The 19,991-nt window shown below is 50.1% G+C and carries 9 protein-coding genes and 1 pseudogene; 4 read left to right on the forward strand and 6 right to left on the reverse strand.

The features are described 5' to 3' along the window. Positions 1 to 2 precede the first annotated feature (2 nt). Together leuS and ACPYIV_RS16030 are read right to left on the reverse strand one after the other, a co-directional pair. A complete protein-coding gene (leuS, locus tag ACPYIV_RS16025; protein ID WP_425884003.1) occupies positions 3 to 2,840 on the reverse strand; it encodes a leucine--tRNA ligase in 2,838 nt (945 codons plus the stop codon). A gap of 95 nt (positions 2,841 to 2,935) precedes the next feature. After that, positions 2,936 to 3,504: pseudogene (locus ACPYIV_RS16030) on the reverse strand (ORF6N domain-containing protein). Positions 3,505 to 3,799: 295 nt separating this feature from the next. Between ACPYIV_RS16030 and tnpB the strand changes: the two are divergent. Both tnpB and tnpC read left to right on the forward strand, forming a co-directional pair. Continuing rightward, a complete protein-coding gene (gene tnpB / locus ACPYIV_RS16035) occupies positions 3,800 to 4,333 on the forward strand; it encodes an IS66 family insertion sequence element accessory protein TnpB (protein ID WP_336527059.1) in 534 nt (177 codons plus the stop codon). A gap of 61 nt (positions 4,334 to 4,394) precedes the next feature. Next, the gene (tnpC, locus tag ACPYIV_RS16040) at positions 4,395 to 5,975 is read left to right on the forward strand and encodes an IS66 family transposase (protein ID WP_425884005.1); all 1,581 of its coding nucleotides are present in this window, start codon (positions 4,395 to 4,397) and stop codon (positions 5,973 to 5,975) included. A 688-nt stretch (positions 5,976 to 6,663) separates the two neighbouring features. On the opposite strand, the gene ACPYIV_RS16045 is transcribed toward tnpC, so the two are convergent. Beyond that, on the reverse strand, positions 6,664 to 8,115 hold the full coding sequence (locus ACPYIV_RS16045) for an arylsulfatase (RefSeq protein ID WP_301704200.1): 1,452 nt from the start codon (positions 8,113 to 8,115) through the stop codon (positions 6,664 to 6,666). A gap of 86 nt (positions 8,116 to 8,201) precedes the next feature. On the opposite strand from ACPYIV_RS16045, the gene ACPYIV_RS16050 reads away from it, so the two are divergent. Both ACPYIV_RS16050 and mutS read left to right on the forward strand, forming a co-directional pair. Further along, positions 8,202 to 9,680: a right-handed parallel beta-helix repeat-containing protein gene (locus ACPYIV_RS16050; RefSeq protein ID WP_425884007.1), complete on the forward strand. Its 1,479-nt coding sequence runs from the start codon at positions 8,202 to 8,204 to the stop codon at positions 9,678 to 9,680. 46 nt (positions 9,681 to 9,726) lie between these two features. Further along, positions 9,727 to 12,363, forward strand: a complete 2,637-nt coding sequence (mutS, locus tag ACPYIV_RS16055; protein WP_293738747.1) for a DNA mismatch repair protein MutS — start codon at positions 9,727 to 9,729, stop codon at positions 12,361 to 12,363. Between the two features lie 136 nt (positions 12,364 to 12,499). Here mutS and ACPYIV_RS16060 read toward each other — a convergent pair whose 3' ends face one another. The 3 genes from ACPYIV_RS16060 to ACPYIV_RS16070 form a co-directional block, all read right to left on the reverse strand. Further along, positions 12,500 to 13,930: an L-fucose/L-arabinose isomerase family protein gene (locus ACPYIV_RS16060; protein ID WP_293738746.1), complete on the reverse strand. Its 1,431-nt coding sequence runs from the start codon at positions 13,928 to 13,930 to the stop codon at positions 12,500 to 12,502. 11 nt (positions 13,931 to 13,941) lie between these two features. Further along, positions 13,942 to 16,737 carry a family 78 glycoside hydrolase catalytic domain gene (locus ACPYIV_RS16065; protein WP_425884009.1) on the reverse strand — a complete coding sequence of 932 codons (2,796 nt, stop codon included), beginning with the start codon at positions 16,735 to 16,737 and terminating at the stop codon, positions 13,942 to 13,944. Between the two features lie 91 nt (positions 16,738 to 16,828). After that, the gene (locus tag ACPYIV_RS16070) at positions 16,829 to 19,942 is read right to left on the reverse strand and encodes a glycosyl hydrolase (protein WP_425884011.1); all 3,114 of its coding nucleotides are present in this window, start codon (positions 19,940 to 19,942) and stop codon (positions 16,829 to 16,831) included. Between the last annotated feature and the right edge of the window lie 49 nt (positions 19,943 to 19,991).

Below are 19,991 nucleotides of genomic sequence, written 5' to 3' on the forward strand. Positions count from 1 at the left end.
ATTTAGATTACGATGTTTACAATCTTTCCGGGAACAACGATAATCTTTTTCGGAGACTTGCCTTCCATCCACTTAGCGGAGCTTTCGTGGGCAAGAGCCGCTTTTTCTATCTCTTCGCGAGGCATATCGGCCGGAAGTTCCATACTGAAACGGGCTTTGCCGTTGAAGGAGATAGCGTAAGTAAGCGAGTTTTCTTTCAAGTATTCTTCGTTGCAGACAGGCCATTCGGCGTCACATACGGTAGTATCGTGACCACAGGTATGCCATAATTCTTCAGCAGTATGGGGAGCGAACGGAGCAAGCAGGACGATTAATTGTTCCAGGATAGCCCGCTTGTTACATTTCAGGCTGCTCAGTTCGTTCACGCAGATCATAAAGGCACTGATGGAAGTGTTGTACGAAAAATGTTCGATATCGTACGTCACTTTCTTGATCAGTTTGTGCAATGATTTCAGTTCGTCGGCTGTCGGTTCTGCATCCGTGATCTGTAAAGTGTCCGTATTGCCGAAGAACAGTCCCCAGAGCTTTTTCAGGAAACGGTGTACGCCGTCGATACCATTCGTGTCCCACGGTTTGGATTGTTCCAACGGGCCTAAGAACATCTCATACAGGCGAAGCGTATCGGCGCCATATTTCTCAACAATCATATCCGGGTTGACAACGTTGAACATCGATTTCGACATCTTTTCAACAGCCCATCCACAGATGTATTTGCCATCTTCCAATACGAATTCTGCATTGTTATATTCCAGACGCCAGTTTTTGAAGGCTTCGATATCCAGCAAATCGTTTGATACGATGTTTACGTCTACATGGATAGGAGTGACCTCGTACTGGTCTTTCAAGTTCAGGGATACGAATTTGTTCGTGCCATTGATACGATATACGAAGTTGGAACGTCCCTGGATCATACCCTGGTTGATCAGTTTCTTGAACGGTTCTTCTTCACAAACGATACCCAGGTCGAACAGGAATTTGTTCCAGAAGCGGCTGTATATCAGGTGACCGGTAGCATGTTCGGTACCGCCGATATACAGGTCTACGTTGCGCCAGTACTCGTCTACGTCTTTAGCTACCAGAGCCTGGTCGTTGTGCGGGTCCATGTAACGCAGGTAATAAGCGGATGAACCGGCGAATCCCGGCATCGTACAAAGTTCCAGCGGGAAGATTGTCTTGTTATCTATTTTGGAAACTTCCGTCACTTCCTGTTTTGCGGTGTCCCATGCCCATTTTACGGCGTGTCCTAAAGGAGGTTCGCCTGTTTCGGTCGGCAGGAATTTATCTACTTCCGGCAATTCTAACGGCAGTTTGTCTACCGGCAACATCTGAGGCATACCGTCTGCATCGTAATAGACCGGGAACGGTTCGCCCCAGTAACGCTGGCGGCTGAAGATAGCGTCGCGCAGGCGGTAGTTTACCTTTACGCGTCCTAATTTATGTTCTGCCACATATTTCTTGGTGGCGGCAATAGCTTCTTTTACGGTCAGGCCGTTTAACGACAGGTCGCAATAAGGTGTTACGTCCGGTTTCGGCGAGTTGCAGACGATTCCTTCTTTTGCATCGAAACTTTCTTCGCTTACGTCGCAACCTTCGATCAGCGGGATGATCGGCAAGTTGAAATGTTTGGCAAATGCGTAGTCACGGCTATCGTGTGCCGGAACAGCCATGATGGCACCGGTTCCGTAGCCGGCCAATACATAGTCGCTGATCCAGACGGGAACGGCATCGCCGGTAAACGGGTTGATGGCATAAGAACCGCTGAATACACCGGTAACGGAGCGGTCGGCGATGCGTTCACGTTCCGTACGTTTTTTGGTGCGGTCCAGATAAGCGTCGACTTCCTGTTTCTGCTGGGGAGTCGTTAGTTGTGCAACTAATTCGCTTTCGGGAGCCAAAACCATGAAAGTAACCCCGAACATAGTATCTGCACGGGTTGTAAAAATGGTAAATTCGAGGTCGCTATCTTTTACTTTGAACTGGATTTCGGCACCTTCGCTGCGGCCGATCCAGTTACGCTGTGTTTCTTTCAACGAATCTGTCCAGTCGATCGTGTCCAGTCCGTCCAACAGCCGTTGTGAATAAGCAGATACGCGCAGACACCACTGGCGCATGATCTTTTGTTCTACCGGATAGCCACCACGTTCGGAAACACCGTTTACCACTTCGTCATTGGCCAGTACGGTGCCTAGTGCGGCACACCAGTTTACCATTGTTTCACCCCGGTAAGCGATTCGGTAGTTCAGCAGGATTTCCTGTTTTTCTTTTTCACATTTGGCTTTCCATTCGTCGGCAGTGAAATGCAGTTCTTCGCTGCAAGCGACATTCAAGCCTTCTGTTCCGGACTGTTCGAAAGCGGCAACCAGTTCGCTGATAGGGCGTGCCTGTTTTTCATCGTTGCAATAGTAGCTGTTGAACATCTGGATAAATGCCCATTGCGTCCATTTATAATATTCAGGATCGCAGGTACGGATTTCGCGGCTCCAGTCGTAACTGAAACCGATTTTGTCCATCTGTTCCCGATAACGGGCGATGTTTTTCTTTGTCGTTACTTCGGGATGCTGCCCGGTCTGGATGGCATATTGTTCTGCCGGGAGTCCGTAGGCATCGTAACCCATCGGGTGTAAAACGTTGAAACCCTGCAGGCGTTTGTAACGGGAATAAATATCAGAAGCGATGTAACCGAGTGGATGGCCTACATGTAGTCCTGCTCCTGAAGGATAAGGGAACATGTCCAATACGTAATACTTTGGTTTGTCGGTATTCTTTTCGACTTTATAAACCTTATTGGCAATCCAGTATTCGTGCCACTTTTTCTCAATTTCTCTGAAATTGTACTCCATGATTGTTTATCGTTTATTTTATCGTTTTCTATTTAAAGCCACAAAGTTAGTGAATTTTGTAATACATAAAGGTTTGAAGCGGCAAATTGCAGGATTTAGTCTTTTACATACCCGATTTTACTTCTGGGTTTATTCTCCCTTTCCTTGTTCCGGTTGGCTAATTCGGCCAATGCCAAATATATATCATCAAAATGCTGCTCATAACTTTCATGGTCTTTGGAAAGACTTTCCATGTCCTCGCGAAGGTAACGGAGCTGTAATTTGAGTTCGGTCAGTTCTTTGGCTGTCTGGTTACTTTCAAGTATGTATTGCCTTATTTTTACGAAAGCCCGCATGATGTTACGATTTATTTCAATGGCGGTCGGTGAATTTAGAACACTGCTGAGCATAGCCACCCCTAATTCTGTAAAGGCGAACGGTGCATATTGTGTACCACCTTGTTTTGAGGTGCCAATTTGGCACCTCATATTGATTGTCAATGATTTAAATTCATCATTTGTTAATGTAAACATGAAATCATCACATCAAAACGTTCAATGTTACGTCTGACAGCTCGTTTCAAATATTTTGTTTCTACCTGATATAGTTCTGCCAAATCGAAATCCAGCATCACCTGTTGTCCTCTGATCTCATGAATCTTGTTTTGAATTACTTGTAGTTCCATAGCTAAGTATTTTTATTGTTTTGATTTATCAAAGGAAAGAATAATAGTCTAGGGCAACCGCACCAAATCCAGCAGTAACAATTTTTTATTTCCATGGAGAGAAAAACCCGTTTTTGTCCCGAATGATTCTTTCTTAAGTGCCTGCTAATTCTGTAATCGGTGTCAGTGATTTTATAATCAGTGGTTGTGATTATATAATTGCTGGCACTGATTGTAAGCATCCGCCCCAGTACATCCTCCTCTAATTATATGTGCTCTTTATCTTTGTTCCGAAAAAACAAAAAAAAGGACTCAGATGAAAAATCGTGAAAAAGAAATCTTTGAAAACGCCCAATTGTTATCAATGTTGTCAGAACCGGGTGAACTGAATGAAATAACCTTCGAGTACCTGCGTTACCAATCGGGCGGTGCGGTCCGCTTCAGGATTCACCATTACCGCTTTTCTCCGGAGAGCTTGGGCATTTATAACGTATCCGATCTTGTCAAAAGTAAAGAAGACCGGCATTATGGCCTTCCCTCAACGGACCGTGTCTATTTGTTTCCCCTGAAGAATTTCCATGCCGGCATCCCGTGCCTTAGCGGCATCGTGAACAGCCGTTTGGGACATTATCCGAAAGAGGGGGAAATCTATGTCTTCATCAACGGCGGACACAAGCAGCTTAAAGTATATTACCTGTCCCCTAACCAGGAACGGGTTTACCTTTACCATCTTTCGGAAGGGACTTATGACCTTCCCCGGCAATTTGAAAAACAATCTTACGAACAGGTAAACCGTACCTCTCTCGTCCGGTTGCTCGATTGTCCGAAAAAAAGGCGTAAAAGCAAGTAATATATTTATAAATCAGTGCCATAATATCAAATATTATTCGTATCTTTATTACGTGAAAGAGATGAAAACAAAGACGGCAAATAAAGTCCCCGAAGTCAAGGTCCCGCTGGCCGATTACCAAGCGCTGCTTGCCCGACGCAAGGCGTTAGAGGAGGAGCGGATGCAATGGCTACTCGAACGTCAGCGCTTATTGGACCTGAACCAACAGTATGTGTGGGAGATTTACGACCTCAAACGCCGCCTTTGGAGTCCCAAAAGCGAAAAAAGACTTCCCCGGGATCCCTCCCAGTTGAATATCTGCTGGGAAACGCCGGTAGACTCGGCTCCGGTGGAAACCGTGCGTGAAAAAGCACGTGGGGAAGTAGAAAAGGAAGAGAAAAACTACTTGCATGATCGCGACGGGTTCAAAAAGAAGAAACATAAAGGAAATATCCGTAAGCCTTTCCCCCTGGATATTCCTCGGCGGCAGGAGATTCTGGACCCGGCAGGGGACTTGTCGTCTTGTCGCCATATAGGACAGGAAATCACGGAAAAACTGGAGATAGAAAAGAATGTGTATGTCCGTCAAATCATCCGCAACAAATACAAAACCCCGGATGGACGTATCCTGATAGCGCCCCTGCCGGTCCAAGCCATAGCCCACGCCAAGGCAGGCGCCAGCGTGTTATCCCATATCGCAGTGGGCAAATATGGCGACCACCTGCCTCTGTACCGTCAAATAGATATCTTCTCGCGCATCGGCCTTCACCTGCCGGCCTCGACGGTAAGCGACTGGTGCCTGTCCACAGCCCAGGAACTGGAACCAATCTACAACGAATTACGTGAAAAAGTCCGTTCCTCACGCTATGTCATAGCCGACGAAACTCCTTACAAAGTCCAGGGAAGTGACCGTAAGGGGAGCTTACACCAGGGCTACATGTGGAATTTCTACTGCCCGGAGGTGAAGAGCCCTTTTTTCGAGTATCATAAGGGAAGGGGGGCAAGTTGCATCGGGCTGTTGCTGGAGGGTGGGAAAGCAGTCCAAAGCGACGGTTATCAGGTATACGACATCTTTGACGACCTGCCCGGTTACCTGCATCTGTGCTGCTGGGCACATGCCCGCCGGAAGTTCAAAGAAGCCGAGAACAGCGATCCTCCCCGGGCGGGGGAAATACTTTCCCTGATCGGAAAACTTTACAAAACCGAATCCGAAATCAGGGAAAAAGAGCTTGAAGGAAATGCGAAAACGGCTTACCGCCAGGCGGAGGCTTATCCGGTATTGCAGGAAATAGAGGCATGGATCAAGAGTAACATAGGGCAGGTGAAAAGTGGCAGTCCGATGGACAAAGCCATGCAATACACTTATGCCCGTATGGAGCAATTATCGCTATACGTGACTAATGCCGACTTCCATATCGACTCCAACGCAGTGGAAAGAAGCATCCGTCCCCTAACCCTGAACCGTAAGAATACCCTTTTTTCAGGTTCCCACGAAGCCGCCCATGCCGCCGCCATTTTTTTCACACTGATCGGTTGCTGCAAAGAGAACAATGTCAATCCCGAAAAATGGATGCAGGACGCGCTCATCAGGGTGAAAGACGAACGCCTGGCAGTGGCTAACGACTACTCGAGCCTGCTGCCTTTCAACTGGAAAGATGCGTAATCCCTCCCATGACCAGGCCAAGGCACTGCTTCTTATGCTCTCAAACATGTAAAACGGCAAGTAATAATCGTCTAAAATATAGGATGGCTGGTTATAAATGCGTTCCTTTGCAACGTTGTCCGATGGGAACATCAAGGGGTGACTGGTGGCGGTTTATATGTAAAGACGAATTCTTTCACGTTTTGGGCACAAATAAACACGTACACGTTTGAAACTTTAATTATGAAAATTGGTAGGATGGGTTGTCGCTTGGTTCAGGCGGCAACCCTTGCTGCTTTTATACATATAGTCTTTACAAGCGAAGTTATAGCCCAGGATCCTACTGATTTGAATAAGGATGATGTACCGGGGCGGATGCTTACCACTGATTTTATAATCACTGGCACTGATTATAGAATTGATAGGCACTCCGATGTTTTTTATGCCTATGTAGATAAGTTTTCTTGTAGCGGGGATAGATTATTCCTTATATTATGTAGCCCATAAGATCGTATCGCTTAAAAATGAATTCGGTGCGGTCGCCCTAATCAGATGGCTGAACTTGATAAGAATCCCAATATGAGTTTACGTAATATGGTGTTTTATCGGTAAGATTATTTAGATGAGTTCTATGTTATTTTATATGTGAGAGGTCAAAATTAGACCTCTCAAAGATCTGATTTTGACATCTTTTTCAATAAGTTTCCGATTATTTTTCCTTTTCCTCTTTCAACAGCGGCCAGTTCGGGTCCGGTCTGTGTTCACGGACCATGATATCTTTCAGTTCTGCAACTTTTTCGGGATATTGGGCCAATACGTTGTGGCGTTCCGATGGATCGGAAGCTAAGTTATACAGTTCGTAATAGGGCTTGTCACCGCGGATATTCATGTGAACCAGTTTCCACGGTCCTTTGCGTACAGCTTGGCGGCCGTTCATTTCCTGGAATTCGAAATACAGGAATTCATGTTCTTTTTGTCCCTTGCGATTTTGTAGTAACGGGAGCATACTTACGCCGTCCATCTCTTGCTGTTTGGCTTTCGGATGGATGATTTCTTCGAAGGTGGGCAATACATCCCAGAAGGAGCACATGAAGTCCGTTTCCGTACTCGGCTGAATATGTCCCGGCCAGGAGATGATCATCGGAACACGGATGCCGCCTTCATACAGATCGCGTTTATATCCGCGGTACAGACCGTTACTGTTGAAGAAATCGGGATCGGCGCCCCCTTCCATATGCGGACCGTTGTCGCTTGCAAAGATGATGATGGTGTTATCGTATAAGCCTTTGTCTTTTAGCTTCTGCACGATTTGTCCGACATAAACGTCCAGACGATAAACCATAGCGGCAAAGGTGGCATGCGGATGGAACTGCGTGCAGTAACCTCCCTTGCGGAAAGCCGGATTGCCCGGTTCTACTCCTTTGTAAGGCTTTTCCGGATACATGCCGCGGAATTTCTGTATGATACTGTCTTCCGGCACGATCAGTTCGGCGTGCGGGATGATGGTCGGATACCACATGAAGAACGGCTCGTCCGGATTCATATTGTCCAGGTATTCCAACGCCTTTCCATGAATAAGGTCTTGCGAGTAAGTACCTTTTCCGTATTGTACGCTCAGGTTGTTGTCTTCGAGCTCCACCCGTTTGTCGTTATCCCAAAGATGGTCGGGGTAATAGCTGTGTGCCAACAACTGGCAATTGTATCCGTAGAAAGTGTCGCAACCCTGATTTTTGGGATCGCCGGTCGAGCCGATGTAGCCCAGTCCCCATTTGCCGAAAGCGGATGTTTTGTAGCCTGCATCTTTCATTACTTCGAAGATTGTACGGGCATTGGCGGGAAGCGGGAACTGCCCTTCCGGATCGAGTTCGAGGTTACCGCGGACAGGCGTATGTCCGCTGTGCGTACCTGTCAGCAGGCAGGAGCGGGAAGGGGCGCTGACGGTTGTCCCCGAATAACACTGCGTAAAACGCATTCCGTTTTGTGCCAGACGGTCGATGTTGGGTGTCTCGAACTTTTCCTGTCCGTAACAACTCAGGTCACCATAACCCAAATCGTCCGCAAGGATAAAAACGACATTCGGTTTTTTGTCCTTATTCTTCTCCGCATGGATGAAAGGAGTTGCCAGCAGGAGGCCGGTAGAAATTAGAATTGCTTGTTTCATGATATATGTTTTTTGTTAGAATGCTTACAAAGTTATATTTTTTATGAAGAATAATTATCTTTGAGCATAAAATATAAGTGAATATCATGAAAAAGATAATCTGTTTACTCTCTGCCTGTCTGTATTTGTTAACGATGGCAGGCTGTTCGGGACCTACCGCCTCTTCTTATTATTTAGATGTTACGAATGGCGATGATAGCCGGAACGGCCTTTCCGAAGCGACTGCCTGGAAAAGCCTTTCCAAACTCCGGGGCGTGAAACTGAATCCGGGCGATAGAGTGCTTTTAAAAAGAGGAGACACTTTTCAGGGTGAACTCGAAATATCGGGACAAGGTACCGCCGACAACCGGATTTATATCGAAGCATATGGAGAAGGAAATAAGCCCTGTATCGCCGGCCATGATACATCCCTGTATGCCGTCCGCATTCTCAATTCGGATTATCTGACACTGCGAAATGTGGAGATAACCAATACCGGTAAGGAACGGAAACCGCACCGTACCGGGCTGAAGATCGAATGCCGGGACTATGGAGTTTCAAGAAACATCGTCATAGACGGTGTGGATATACGGGATGTGAACGGCTCGCTGGTCAAGGAAAAAGGAGGCGGTAGCGGCATCTTAGTCGTCAACGGCGGGAAAGAGGTCATATCCGTTTTCTACAGCCTGACGATAGAGAATTGCCGGATCCGGCGTTGTGCCCGTAACGCGATGATCTGGTCGGGATATAGCAGCCGGGAGAACTGGCATCCGAGCAAACATACGATAATCCGTAAAAACCTGATCGAGGAGGTCCCGGGCGACGGCATCGTTCCGATCGGTTGCGATAGCACGCTGATCGAGTATAACGTGATGCGCAATTGTCCGGATATCCTTCCCGATACGGAAGCCGCCGCCGGTATCTGGCCGTGGAGTTGCGACAATACGGTTATCCGGTTCAATGAGGTGAGCGGCCATAAGGCTCCCTGGGACGCGCAAGGATTCGATTCGGACTGGAATTGCCGGAACACGCTTATCCAGTATAACCATAGTCATGATAACGACGGCGGGATGGTGCTGATCTGCAACAACGGTGACTCCCCGGCTTCTTTCAATGCCGGGAATGTGGGGACCGTTGTGTCTTACAATATCAGTATTAATGACGGTCGCCGGACTCGTCCGACACGTGCCGGCATGTTTTCTCCGTTGATCCATGTGGCCGGCCCTGTAAAGAATACGACTATCAGCCGTAATATCATCTATGCGAGTAGGAAGGTGACAGAAGAGGCGGATCGCAGCATAATGACCTTCGATTCCTGGGGCGGCTATCCGGACAGCACGTTTGTGCATGAGAATATTTTTTATTCATCTGAAAAAAGTACGTTCAATTTTACAAAGTCTACCAACAATGTGATTGTCTACAACTATTACATAGGTATATTCGCGGAAATGCCGAAGGATAAATTTCCCCTATATATTGCCAAGGATTATGATATTCACGATATGTTGGAAATGGTCGAGATTGCCGGCACGTATGGCTGGTTTGTGAATGCAAGAGCTATTTATAAATTCTTTGAACAAAGCTGAAAAGTCGTACCTTTGTACGGTTGAACAGATAAAAAGATAAAGAACAGTGGCAAAGATAGTGGAAACTCCCCTGATGAAGCAGTATTTCGATATAAAGGCGAAACACCCTGATGCAATCCTGCTATTCCGGGTAGGCGACTTTTACGAGATGTATGGCGAAGACGCCGTAACCGGAGCGGAAATACTGGGTATCGTGCAGACGAAAAAGGCCAACGGCCCGGGGCAAACGGTCGAGATGGCCGGTTTCCCCCATCATGCATTAGACACCTACCTGCCTAAATTAGTGCGTGCCGGTAAGCGCGTAGCGATCTGCGACCAGCTGGAAGACCCCAAACTGACGAAAAAGTTAGTGAAACGCGGCATCACCGAACTGGTGACTCCGGGTGTCTCTATCAACGACAATATCCTCAACCATAAAGAAAACAACTTCCTTGCTGCCATCCATTTCGGCAAGGATGTCTGCGGAATCGCATTCCTCGATATCTCTACCGGCGAGTTCCTGACGGCCGAGGGGACTATCGACTATGTGGATAAACTGCTGAATAACTTTTCCCCGAAAGAAGTCCTGGTCGAGCGGGGCAGCCGTAAACGCTTTGAGGAGGCTTTCGGTCCCCGGTTCTTTATTTTCGAACTGGACGACTGGGTGTTTACTACGGAAGCAGCCAACGACCGCCTGTTGAAACATTTCGAGACGAAGAACCTGAAAGGTTTCGGTGTCCAACATCTGAAATTCGGGATCATCGCTTCGGGAGCCATCCTATATTATCTGGATCAGACGCAGCACACCCACATCTCGCATATCACCTCCCTTTCCCGTATCGAAGAAGACCGTTACGTGCGTCTCGACAAGTTTACGGTACGCAGCTTAGAGCTGGTCGGCACGATGAACGAAGAGGGGACGAGCCTGCTGGATGTGCTGGACAAGACCGTCTCGCCGATGGGGTCGCGTATGCTGCGCCGCTGGATCTTGTTCCCGTTGAAGGATGTGAAACCGATCCACGAACGTCAGGACGTAGTGGAATATTTCTTCCGCCATCCCGAAGTGAAAGAACTGTTGGAAGAGAAACTGGAACAGATCGGCGACCTGGAGCGTATCATCTCCAAAGTAGCAGTCGGCCGCGTCTCTCCCCGCGAAGTGGTGCAGTTGAAAGTAGCCCTCCACGCCATTGAGCCGATCAAGGAGGCCTGTATGGCAAGCGATGAACCGAGCCTTTGCCGTATCGGCGAGCAGCTGAACGCCTGCGCCTTGATCCGCGACCGGATAGAAAAGGAGATTAACAACGATCCTCCTTCCTTGCTGAACCGCGGCGGTGTGATTGCGACAGGCGTGAATGTTGAGCTCGACGACCTGCGTGCAATCGCTTATTCGGGCAAAGATTATCTTTTGAAGGTGCAGCAGCGGGAAATAGAACTGACGGGTATATCGAGCCTTAAGATTGGTTTCAATAATGTTTTCGGATATTATATAGAGGTTCGTAACACATACAAGGACAAAGTTCCTGCCGAGTGGATCCGGAAACAGACGTTGGTGAATGCCGAACGTTATATTACCGAGGAACTGAAAGAATACGAAGAAAAGATATTGGGGGCTGAAGAGAAGATCCTTTCGTTGGAAGCCCGCCTCTTTAACGAACTGGTCCTCTGTCTTTCCGAATATATCCCGCCCATCCAGGTGAATGCAAACCTGATCGGCCGCTTAGACTGCCTGCTCTCATTCGCCAAGGTGGCGGAAAGCAACCGCTATATCCGCCCGGATGTGAATGATTCGCAGGTGATCGATATTAAGGCGGGCCGCCATCCGGTGATTGAAAAACAGTTGCCCGTAGGTGAGCCTTATATTGCCAATGATGTCTATCTGGACGACGAGCGGCAGCAGATTATCATTATCACCGGTCCGAATATGGCCGGTAAGTCCGCTTTGCTCCGCCAAACGGCCCTGATCACGCTGATGGCGCAGGTCGGTTGCTTCGTCCCGGCCGAATGTGCCCATATCGGGATTGTCGACAAGATCTTTACCCGTGTAGGAGCTTCGGATAACATCTCGGTGGGCGAATCCACTTTCATGGTGGAGATGAACGAGGCTTCGGATATCCTCAACAACATGTCTTCCCGCAGCCTTGTCCTCTTCGACGAGTTGGGACGCGGGACAAGCACGTATGACGGCATCTCGATCGCCTGGGCGATTGTCGAATACATCCACGAACATCCCAATGCCCGTGCAAAGACACTGTTTGCCACGCACTACCATGAGCTGAACGAGATGGAGGCTTCTTTCAAGCGTATCAAGAACTACAATGTTTCGGTGAAGGAGGTGGGCAACAAAGTGATCTTCTTGCGCAAATTGGTTCCCGGAGGAAGTGAGCACAGTTTCGGTATCCATGTGGCCAAGATGGCCGGTATGCCGAAAAGCATCGTAAAGCGTTCCAATGAGATCCTGAAACAGCTGGAAACGGAAAACCGTCAGGAAGGGATCGCCACGGAAAAGCGTAAAGGTATCAAGAGCAAGCCAGTAAAAGGAATCGCAACATCGGCAGATGGCTATCAGCTTAGCTTCTTCCAACTCGACGATCCGGTTCTCAGCCAGGTACGGGACGAGATCAAGAACTTGGATGTAAACAACTTGACTCCGCTGGAAGCCCTGAATAAGTTGAGTGAGATACGAAGGATTATTACCGGGAAATAAACCGATTTCCAGTATTTATATTTATGGGTAGGCATCTCCCCACTATTGGAGAGTGGTGTCTCCCCTATGTTGGAGAGGGTGCCTCTCTGCTGTAGGGGATGACGTCTCCTCTACATTAGGGAGAGACTCTCTCTTTTCAGCAAATCCGGATAACAGGTATGTCCAACAGGAAAGCTATCTTCTTTAGTTTATCCGCAATATGTCCGATACCGATTGCACAGTGGTGTGAAGGACCCGCTTTGCTCCATCGGTCCATAAAAGCGCGTGCCCCGCAACTGAACCTGTAGCGGCTGTTGGTGTTTCCTATCTGCAGGGTGGGGCCGTCGGTCGATTCTCCTTCTGCGACAAGCAGAAACACGCCGTCGTTATTTTCGCATACGGAAAGGAACGTGACGGGTCCTTGCTTGACGCGCATCTGGATGGACAACCCTTTGCCCGGCTTGCCGTGATAGATGGGGAGCGGCACGAGGCTGACCTTCCCTTCGGCGATGGCGGAATGCGCCGGACCGTCATGCCCCCATAAAACGACATCGTCATTGAAGTCCATTGCATACGGTTCGGAGAAAGAACCTCCGGCATCCAAAAGGGAGAGGAGTTTCATGGCCTGTACGTTCTTTACCTCGCATTCGCCCGCAACCGGGATGCCGCGTCCTGTGAGCAATGTGTTGCCGGCTATCACCGAAGTCACGATGTTTTCATAATCGTTTCCTTTCCAACCTTCGTAGTAGTAAGCCATCGAACCGAGGTTGTGGGCGGCGACCAGTCTGTCGAGTGCGACGGAAGTACGGGCGGCGCGGTCCAGTTCGTATTCTTCACAATGCGGATCGACTTCAAATTTCGTGGAAAATTCCAGGCGTTTTGCCTTTAGTTCGTCTTCCGTTACGGCATCCCGGTATGCTTTGAGTTCACACATCTCGAGAAGTTCTATGTGGGTTCCGAAAGTCGTGGATTGGCGGGTGGTGTCGGTGTAAACGTCCAGCATCCCGCAGTAATAATGCCCGAGAATGCCCATCCGGTTGTTACGCATCCCCCGGACGGCTCTTGCCGCATCGATCCAGTTTTCGATTTCGTTCCATACGAATGGTTCGTCGAGATAGCCCGTAAGGATGTCGTATCGGATGCCGGCCCGGTTGAACACGCAGGCAAATTCCGGTGTGGAACAGGCCTGGCAATGGGCGAGCCATTCGCCGGTCATTTTGCCGCGGTCGCCTAATCCGTTGATATAATCGTAGTTTATGGCGGCTACGGGTTGTATGTTGAGCAGGACGACCGGCGTCTTGATGTACCGGGCAATCGGGAGTACGGTCGAGGAAAGGGCGTAGGTCGAGATAAAGATGAAGAGGATCTCAATGTCTTCGCTTTTCAGAACTTCTGCTGTCCGGGTTGCCTTTTCCGGGCTGTCGACCATGCCCCCGTCGATCACGGTTGCCTGCAGGCCGGACATCCGCTCTTTTATCATTCTCCGGTAGTCCGTCAACCGGGGGAGGAGCCCTTCGAATTGATCCCAGTATGTGTTCAACCCGACTCCGACCAGTCCGACTTTAACCTCTTTTTTTGCTGTATTCATGGTATTCTTTGTTATTTATTTTTCTTCACCTTGAAAGTGTAAATGCCGGAACCTATCGTTGCCACGACATACCGGTTCCCCTCTTGTTTGTAACTGATTCCGGGGACATCTTCCAACTGTATGCCGCTTTCGGTTATTTGCTTCGTGCCGGCAGAGGGGAGGTAGACGGAGGCCCGGCTGTTCGCCGGTACTTCTACCCGGATGGTAAACTCCTGGTCGCTGTCTTCCCAGCCGGAAACGATCTGTCCGTAGGGCGACTCGTAGGAAACTTGTGCGTTGCGGACATCGCCGACCGGTTCGGGCTTGATGACGATATGTTTGAACCCGAATGAATCCTCCTGCTGACGGAGGCCTCCCAGGCCGCTGAACAACCATTCCATCAGGTGGCCCAACATGAAGTGATTATTCGACACGAAGCCGTATGCTTGCCAGGATTCGGTGAGAGCGGTGGCCCCGTGCGCCAGTTGCCAGCCGTATCCCGGGGTGTCGTATTTGCAGTTCATATCGTATATGACGTCCGAGGCGCCGCCGGCTTCGAGGGCACGCAAGACATAGCGGTAGCCTACGTCGCCTGCCGTCAGGGCGTTGTTGCGCCCGCGGATATCGGCGATCAGGTTATCGAATACCTGCTGTTTGTTCTCCGGTGTCGTCAGTCCCATGTAGAGGGCGATGGCGTTTGCCGCCTGGCTGTTGCGGTCATAGGTGCGGGTGGACGGATTCCAGAAGGTCCGGTTGAAGGCTTCTTTGATCCGGGCGGCCAGTTCCCGGTATTTGCGCGCATCGTCGGGTTTGCTTAAGAGGTTCGCCATTTTCTCCATCAGGGTGACGTCGTAATAGTAGATGGCCGTTGCCGTTACGCCGTTGGAGGTGAGCTGCGATTCCCCCGGGCTTTTCGGGCCTATGTCGAACCAGTCTCCCAGGCCATAGGCGATGATGTGGTTATCGGCTTTCGAGGTGAGGTACTCGATGTAGCGCTGCATATCCGGGTAATAGGTTTCGATCGGGCGTGTGTCGCCATACCATTGGTAAATGTACCAGGGACTGATGACGAAGGTGCTTCCCCATTCCGGCGTATCCTTGAATCCGCCTTCAAATTCGACCAGTTCGGGAGCGATGGTCGGTATCATGCCGTTGGCCGCTTGCGTGGAGCGCATATCGTTGAATGTCTTTTCGTACAGGCGGGCCAGGTTGTAGCGGTACTGTACGGAGTATTGCATCAGATGCGCTTCTTCCAGCCAACCTAACTTCTCGCGGTGCGGGCAGTCGGTCAGCACGCTTGCCATATTGCTGCGGATCGCCCAGTCGATCAGTTCGTATGTCTGGTTGAACAGCGGTTTGGAGCAATGGAAACTTCCGGCGTTTTCGGCCGAGTTGCAGGTATGCAGACCGGTGATTTCCGTTATTTCCGGCAGTCCGTCGGGGTTGGGCTGCCCGGCAGGGACGGCGCCTTCGACCTGTACGTAGCGGAAGCCGTAGTAGGTGAACTGCGGTTGCCAGCTTTCCATCCCTTTTCCCTTCGGGGTGTAGCCGAACCAGAAAGGTGAGCCGGACGCGCTTTGGTTTACGGTACTGTCCGGATTCAACAGTTCGGCCGGGTAGAGCTTGATCGGACGCGTGTCTTTTGCCTGTAGGGAAAGCCGCACGATGCCGGAGAAGTTTTGTCCTAAATCGTATACCCATTGCCCTTGCCCGGTCTTGAAAAGGCGGACGGTGGGGATGCGGTCGCGTACGGTCAGCGGTGCGGAGCGTTGGGAGAGAAGCCGGGTTTTCCAGCCTGTGTCGAGAGCCTTGCTCCAGGTTCGGTCGTCGAAGCCGGGTTGCATCCATCCGGTTTGTTCTTTCGTGGCGTCATAGTCTTCACCGCCGTAGATGCTGCTGTAGGTAACGGGGCTTTCGGTTGTTTTCCAGTCCGTGCCGCTTACGATGTCCTGCGTACTGCCGTCAGCATATTCGATTTGTATTTTCATCAAGAGGCGCGGGGCGCCGTATGAGGCAAGCAGTTTGAAATAACGTTCCCGGGGGATATTGAAGAAGCCGTTCCCCAGCATGACGCCGATTGCGTTCCCGCCCTGCTTCAGCTGCCCGGATAGATCGAACGTGACATATAGCGCACATTTATCGTATTTTGTCCATCCCGGATCAAGGAAGTTGTTGCCTACCTTTTCCCCATTCAGGAACATATCGAAATGCCCGAGTCCGGAGACATAGGCCATCGCCCGTTTAACCGGTTTCCGTACCGTAAATTCTTTTCGGAATTGGGGCAGACGGTACATACCGATCTTTTTACCTTTGAGCTCCCGGTCCACGTTGGCCAGTCCATGCAGTCCTGTCGTGACAATCTCGTCTTTCCTGTCTCTCTCCAGTGCGATCCATTTGGCATTGCTCCAGTCTCTTTCCGAAAGAAGCCCCATGCCGAAAGTGTGGGCAAGGCTCCAGCGGGAAGGGTTGCCCTCCTTATCCCAAATCCTGACTTTCCAGTAATAGGTCTGTCCGGCTTTCAGTTCTTTTCCTTTGAAAGGGACAAGGACCGAAGCGGAAGAAAGCGTTTTTCCGCTGTCCCAGATGTTCCCGTCGCCGGCCTGTAGCTTTTCCGGGGAGTCGGCCACCAATATCTGCCAGGCCGATTGTTCGAAGTTACGTTGTTGTGCCTGGATCTGCCAGCTGAAACGGGGTTGTCCTGTCTCGATTCCTAACGGGTTCTCTTCCTGTTCGCATCGGAGGTTGTAAACGGAATGCAGGTCAGCCGCCTGTATGAGGAAAGGAAAGAGCATACATAAGATGCAAATGTTTAATAGTCTGTTTTTCATGCTGCCGTCGTTTTTCAAAAAAGGTGCCCGGCTTTTCCGGAAAAGCTGCCGTCGGTTTCCGGAAAAGCCCGCACCCTTTTTGTGTGTATGTTTAATGTATTAATTCAAAGTCTTCCATCAACCCGTAATCCATCATCTGGTATTCTTTTCCGGGTATCGGTTTGTCTACGTTCTTCCAGTGCCAGGGAGATGCCAGGCCGGGAGCCGGATTCCGGTAATGCGGGCCTAACAGGTTCTTGAGGCTGCCGATCACACGCACGTCGATCGTGTTGCCGCCCTCTTTCAGGTAAGGCGTTACATCCAACTGCCACGGGTCGAAAGCGATTATACCGGCCTTCTGCCCGTTGACGTATACTTCTGCCACCGTGCCGTTCCATTTGTTCAGTTTGACGGCATACCGGCCTGTAAGGTCGTCGAGGGTATACGTTTTGCTGTAGCTCATATTCCACGAGTAGAACGGTTGCTTCTGGTCTTTCCAGCTACCCAGTGTGAACGATTCCTGCGGTGCGCCGATACTCCATCCTTCCTGTTCGGGTACGACCGAGAAGTTTCCGGTGATGTAGACCGGTTCTATCTCCGCGAAAATACGCATCGGGCTGATGCTGAGTTCTACCGTGTTGCTACCTTTTTTCACCTGTCCGCCTATCGGATAAACGCCGAAAGAACGGTCCAGCCACCACTCTCCCGGAAGGGCTTCCACTATATGGCCGTTAATTTTGACGGTAAATAGTTCGGGGCGTTCGGAGACTAATTTGATACCCGAATAGTCGAAAGCGTCGTTTACCGTGAAATGATAGGAGGCCGTGAAGCCGCCATCCTTAAAGTTGTCGCGATCGAGGATATTCCGTTTGTATTGTACGGAGGTGTTCCAGGGGTTGCCGTTGGCGAACCCGTGCGCTTTGAAGGCGATATCGGCGGCGCGGGAGAAATGTTGTTTCTTGTGTGTCTCCCCTTTTACCGTGACGTCGCAAAAGTCGATTGTCAGAGCATTGTCGCGCAAGCGGCTGACGGTGGTCCGGCTTGTTGCCGTAACCGCGTTGCTCCCTGCTTTCCGGGGACGTTCCGGATAGTTTTCCGGGCGCTTGGCAGAACAGTAAAGCAAAAGGCTTCCTGCCGGTTCGATCCGGAAAGAGGTGCTTAGCTTGTTTCCTTCTTTTGAAGACGGATACGTATAGATTTCCCCGTTCAGGGCATCCATTTCCAGCATGCCTTTTCCCGGCATCGAAAGGGAGCCGGCTACAGCTTCATCCATAGAGGAGTTGACGAGGAAAACCAATTCCCCGTCTGCAAACCGGCGACGGTGGTGATACAAGTTGCCGCCGTTGAAAGTGATCCCGAAGTCATCCGAAGAGAAATACCGGGCGATTATGTCTTTGGACAGTTCCGGGAGCGAAGTGACGGTTGTACTCGCCAGCAGTTCGGCCAGCTCGTCATTGACGGCTCCGTCTATCCGGGTGGGAGCGGAGAAGGTGATAATCCGGCCGCCCTGCTCTGCAAACTGCCGCAGGAGGTTGAAGGTCGGCTTGTTCAATGTTTCCATCATAGGGGGCAGAACGATGGTCGAGTAGGAGGCGCTGCCTACGACGAAACGCCCGTTCTCAACCTTTCCGAGGTCTTTGATGATATTTTCGGAGCCGAGATCATATTCCACTTGGTTCTTTTCCAAAGCAGTCACAAAGGCCTGGAAGCCGGTCCCTATCTCCATGAGCTTCGGGGAACTTCCTGCGTGGACGTAATAACTCCATAAGGTCGAAGTGGGCTCCAGCACCAGGATGTCGTTCTTTTGGACTCCTTTACTCATGACGAATGAGAGGCGTCCGTAATAGTCGTTCAGTACGCGGTAGTCGGACCACCAGGGGGAATGATAGGTGAATACCGGCGGGTAGTCGTATTTGCGTGCTCCCGTCAGTGTCATGTGGGCCAGATGTTGGTTCATGAAGTTGACTCCGAGCACATACTCCCAGTCGCCTAACCGCTTGAAGTCTTTGAAAGTTTCGTCCCAACCGCCGCCGCCGTAAGTTTCGCTGAGGGTGCGGCTGCGGCCTGTCTGGTTGGCGGCACTGCGTAATTCTTTTACTGCGCGGATATTGCCGAACTGTGCTTGCGGGCTGATTTCGTCGAATTGGTTGAACAGCATGTCGATGGCCGGCACCTGATGCCAGGCGTACATCGCCATATTGTCCGGCCCGTCGTTCATCTGCGGCCAACCGTGTTCCCAATAGTGTCCGGTCCATTTCAGATTGTTCGCTTCGCAATAGCTGTGCCAGGGTTTGGACCAGCGGTCGACGAACATTTGCAACAGGGTTTCCATATAGTTGTGGCGTACCTGTTTCCAGTTGCCTGTCTCTTCGTTCAGGAGGGGAAGGAGTGGCTTAAGGTCATATCCCCACTGTTCCCGGAATACATCGAACAGGTCGGGTGTCCAGCGTAAACCTCCTGGGCTGCTGATGTTGGGCTCATCTGTGAAGATGCCGAAAACGGATTTGCCGAATTCGTCCTTGATTGTTTTTTCATACCCTTTCATCGTGATGTCGATGAATTTTTCTGTCACGCCGGGTACGAGCAGGTCGACGTATGAATAGCCGCCGTACCAGTCCGATTTGCCCAAATATGTCTTTTTATAGAGGTAATATTCTCCTTTTGCTTTTTTATATTGGCTCAGGTTATTCGTGATATCCGCCCATTGATCCCCTTCCTTTTTGAGGATGATGAAGTATTCGTCTGTCTTGTCAGGCAGAAGGTCTGTTTTTGTCAACGTAAGCCCTTGTCCCTGGTTGTAGGATTCGGGCATTTCTTCCGGTACGTGGCCTCCGGCGAATCCGCTGGGATAGGAGTTCTCATCGTAGATCCAGATGTCCAATCCCATCTCTTTCCCTTTATCGACGGCATAGCGGTAGAGGGAGTACCATTCGTCCGACATATATTCCGTGATCATGCCCGGGCGGGGATGGATAAACGCTCCTCCGCACCCGGCATCTTTAAAGTCTTTCAGCATCCGGTCTATTTCGGCCTCTGTCACTTTGCCGTTCCAGACCATAAAAGGAGCCGTGCGGTACTCGGATGAAGGGTTGGAGAACCGGGCTTCCAGAGTGGAAAAGCTGTCCGCCGTTTCCGCTTTGTTGCCACTGCAACCGGCCGTGCCGAGAGTTATGATACCTCCCGCTACGGCATACATAAAGTTTCTGATAATGTGTCGTGTGTTCATGGTGCTAATAGTAAAAAGACCTCTACTACAAAAGTAAAGGTCTTTTTGT

This window comes from Parabacteroides vesiculifaciens, assembly GCF_049860805.1.
Lineage (GTDB): Bacteria > Bacteroidota > Bacteroidia > Bacteroidales > Tannerellaceae > Parabacteroides.

Coding starts and splice junctions, on each gene's coding strand:
- ACPYIV_RS16065 (WP_425884009.1), bottom strand. CDS start 16,737: ATGAAAAACAGACTATTAAACATTTGCATCTTATGTATGCTCTTTCCT.
- ACPYIV_RS16045 (WP_301704200.1), bottom strand. CDS start 8,115: ATGAAACAAGCAATTCTAATTTCTACCGGCCTCCTGCTGGCAACTCCT.
- tnpB (WP_336527059.1), top strand. CDS start 3,800: ATGAAAAATCGTGAAAAAGAAATCTTTGAAAACGCCCAATTGTTATCA.
- ACPYIV_RS16070 (WP_425884011.1), bottom strand. CDS start 19,942: ATGAACACACGACACATTATCAGAAACTTTATGTATGCCGTAGCGGGA.
- tnpC (WP_425884005.1), top strand. CDS start 4,395: ATGAAAACAAAGACGGCAAATAAAGTCCCCGAAGTCAAGGTCCCGCTG.
- ACPYIV_RS16050 (WP_425884007.1), top strand. CDS start 8,202: ATGAAAAAGATAATCTGTTTACTCTCTGCCTGTCTGTATTTGTTAACG.
- leuS (WP_425884003.1), bottom strand. CDS start 2,840: ATGGAGTACAATTTCAGAGAAATTGAGAAAAAGTGGCACGAATACTGG.
- ACPYIV_RS16060 (WP_293738746.1), bottom strand. CDS start 13,930: ATGAATACAGCAAAAAAAGAGGTTAAAGTCGGACTGGTCGGAGTCGGG.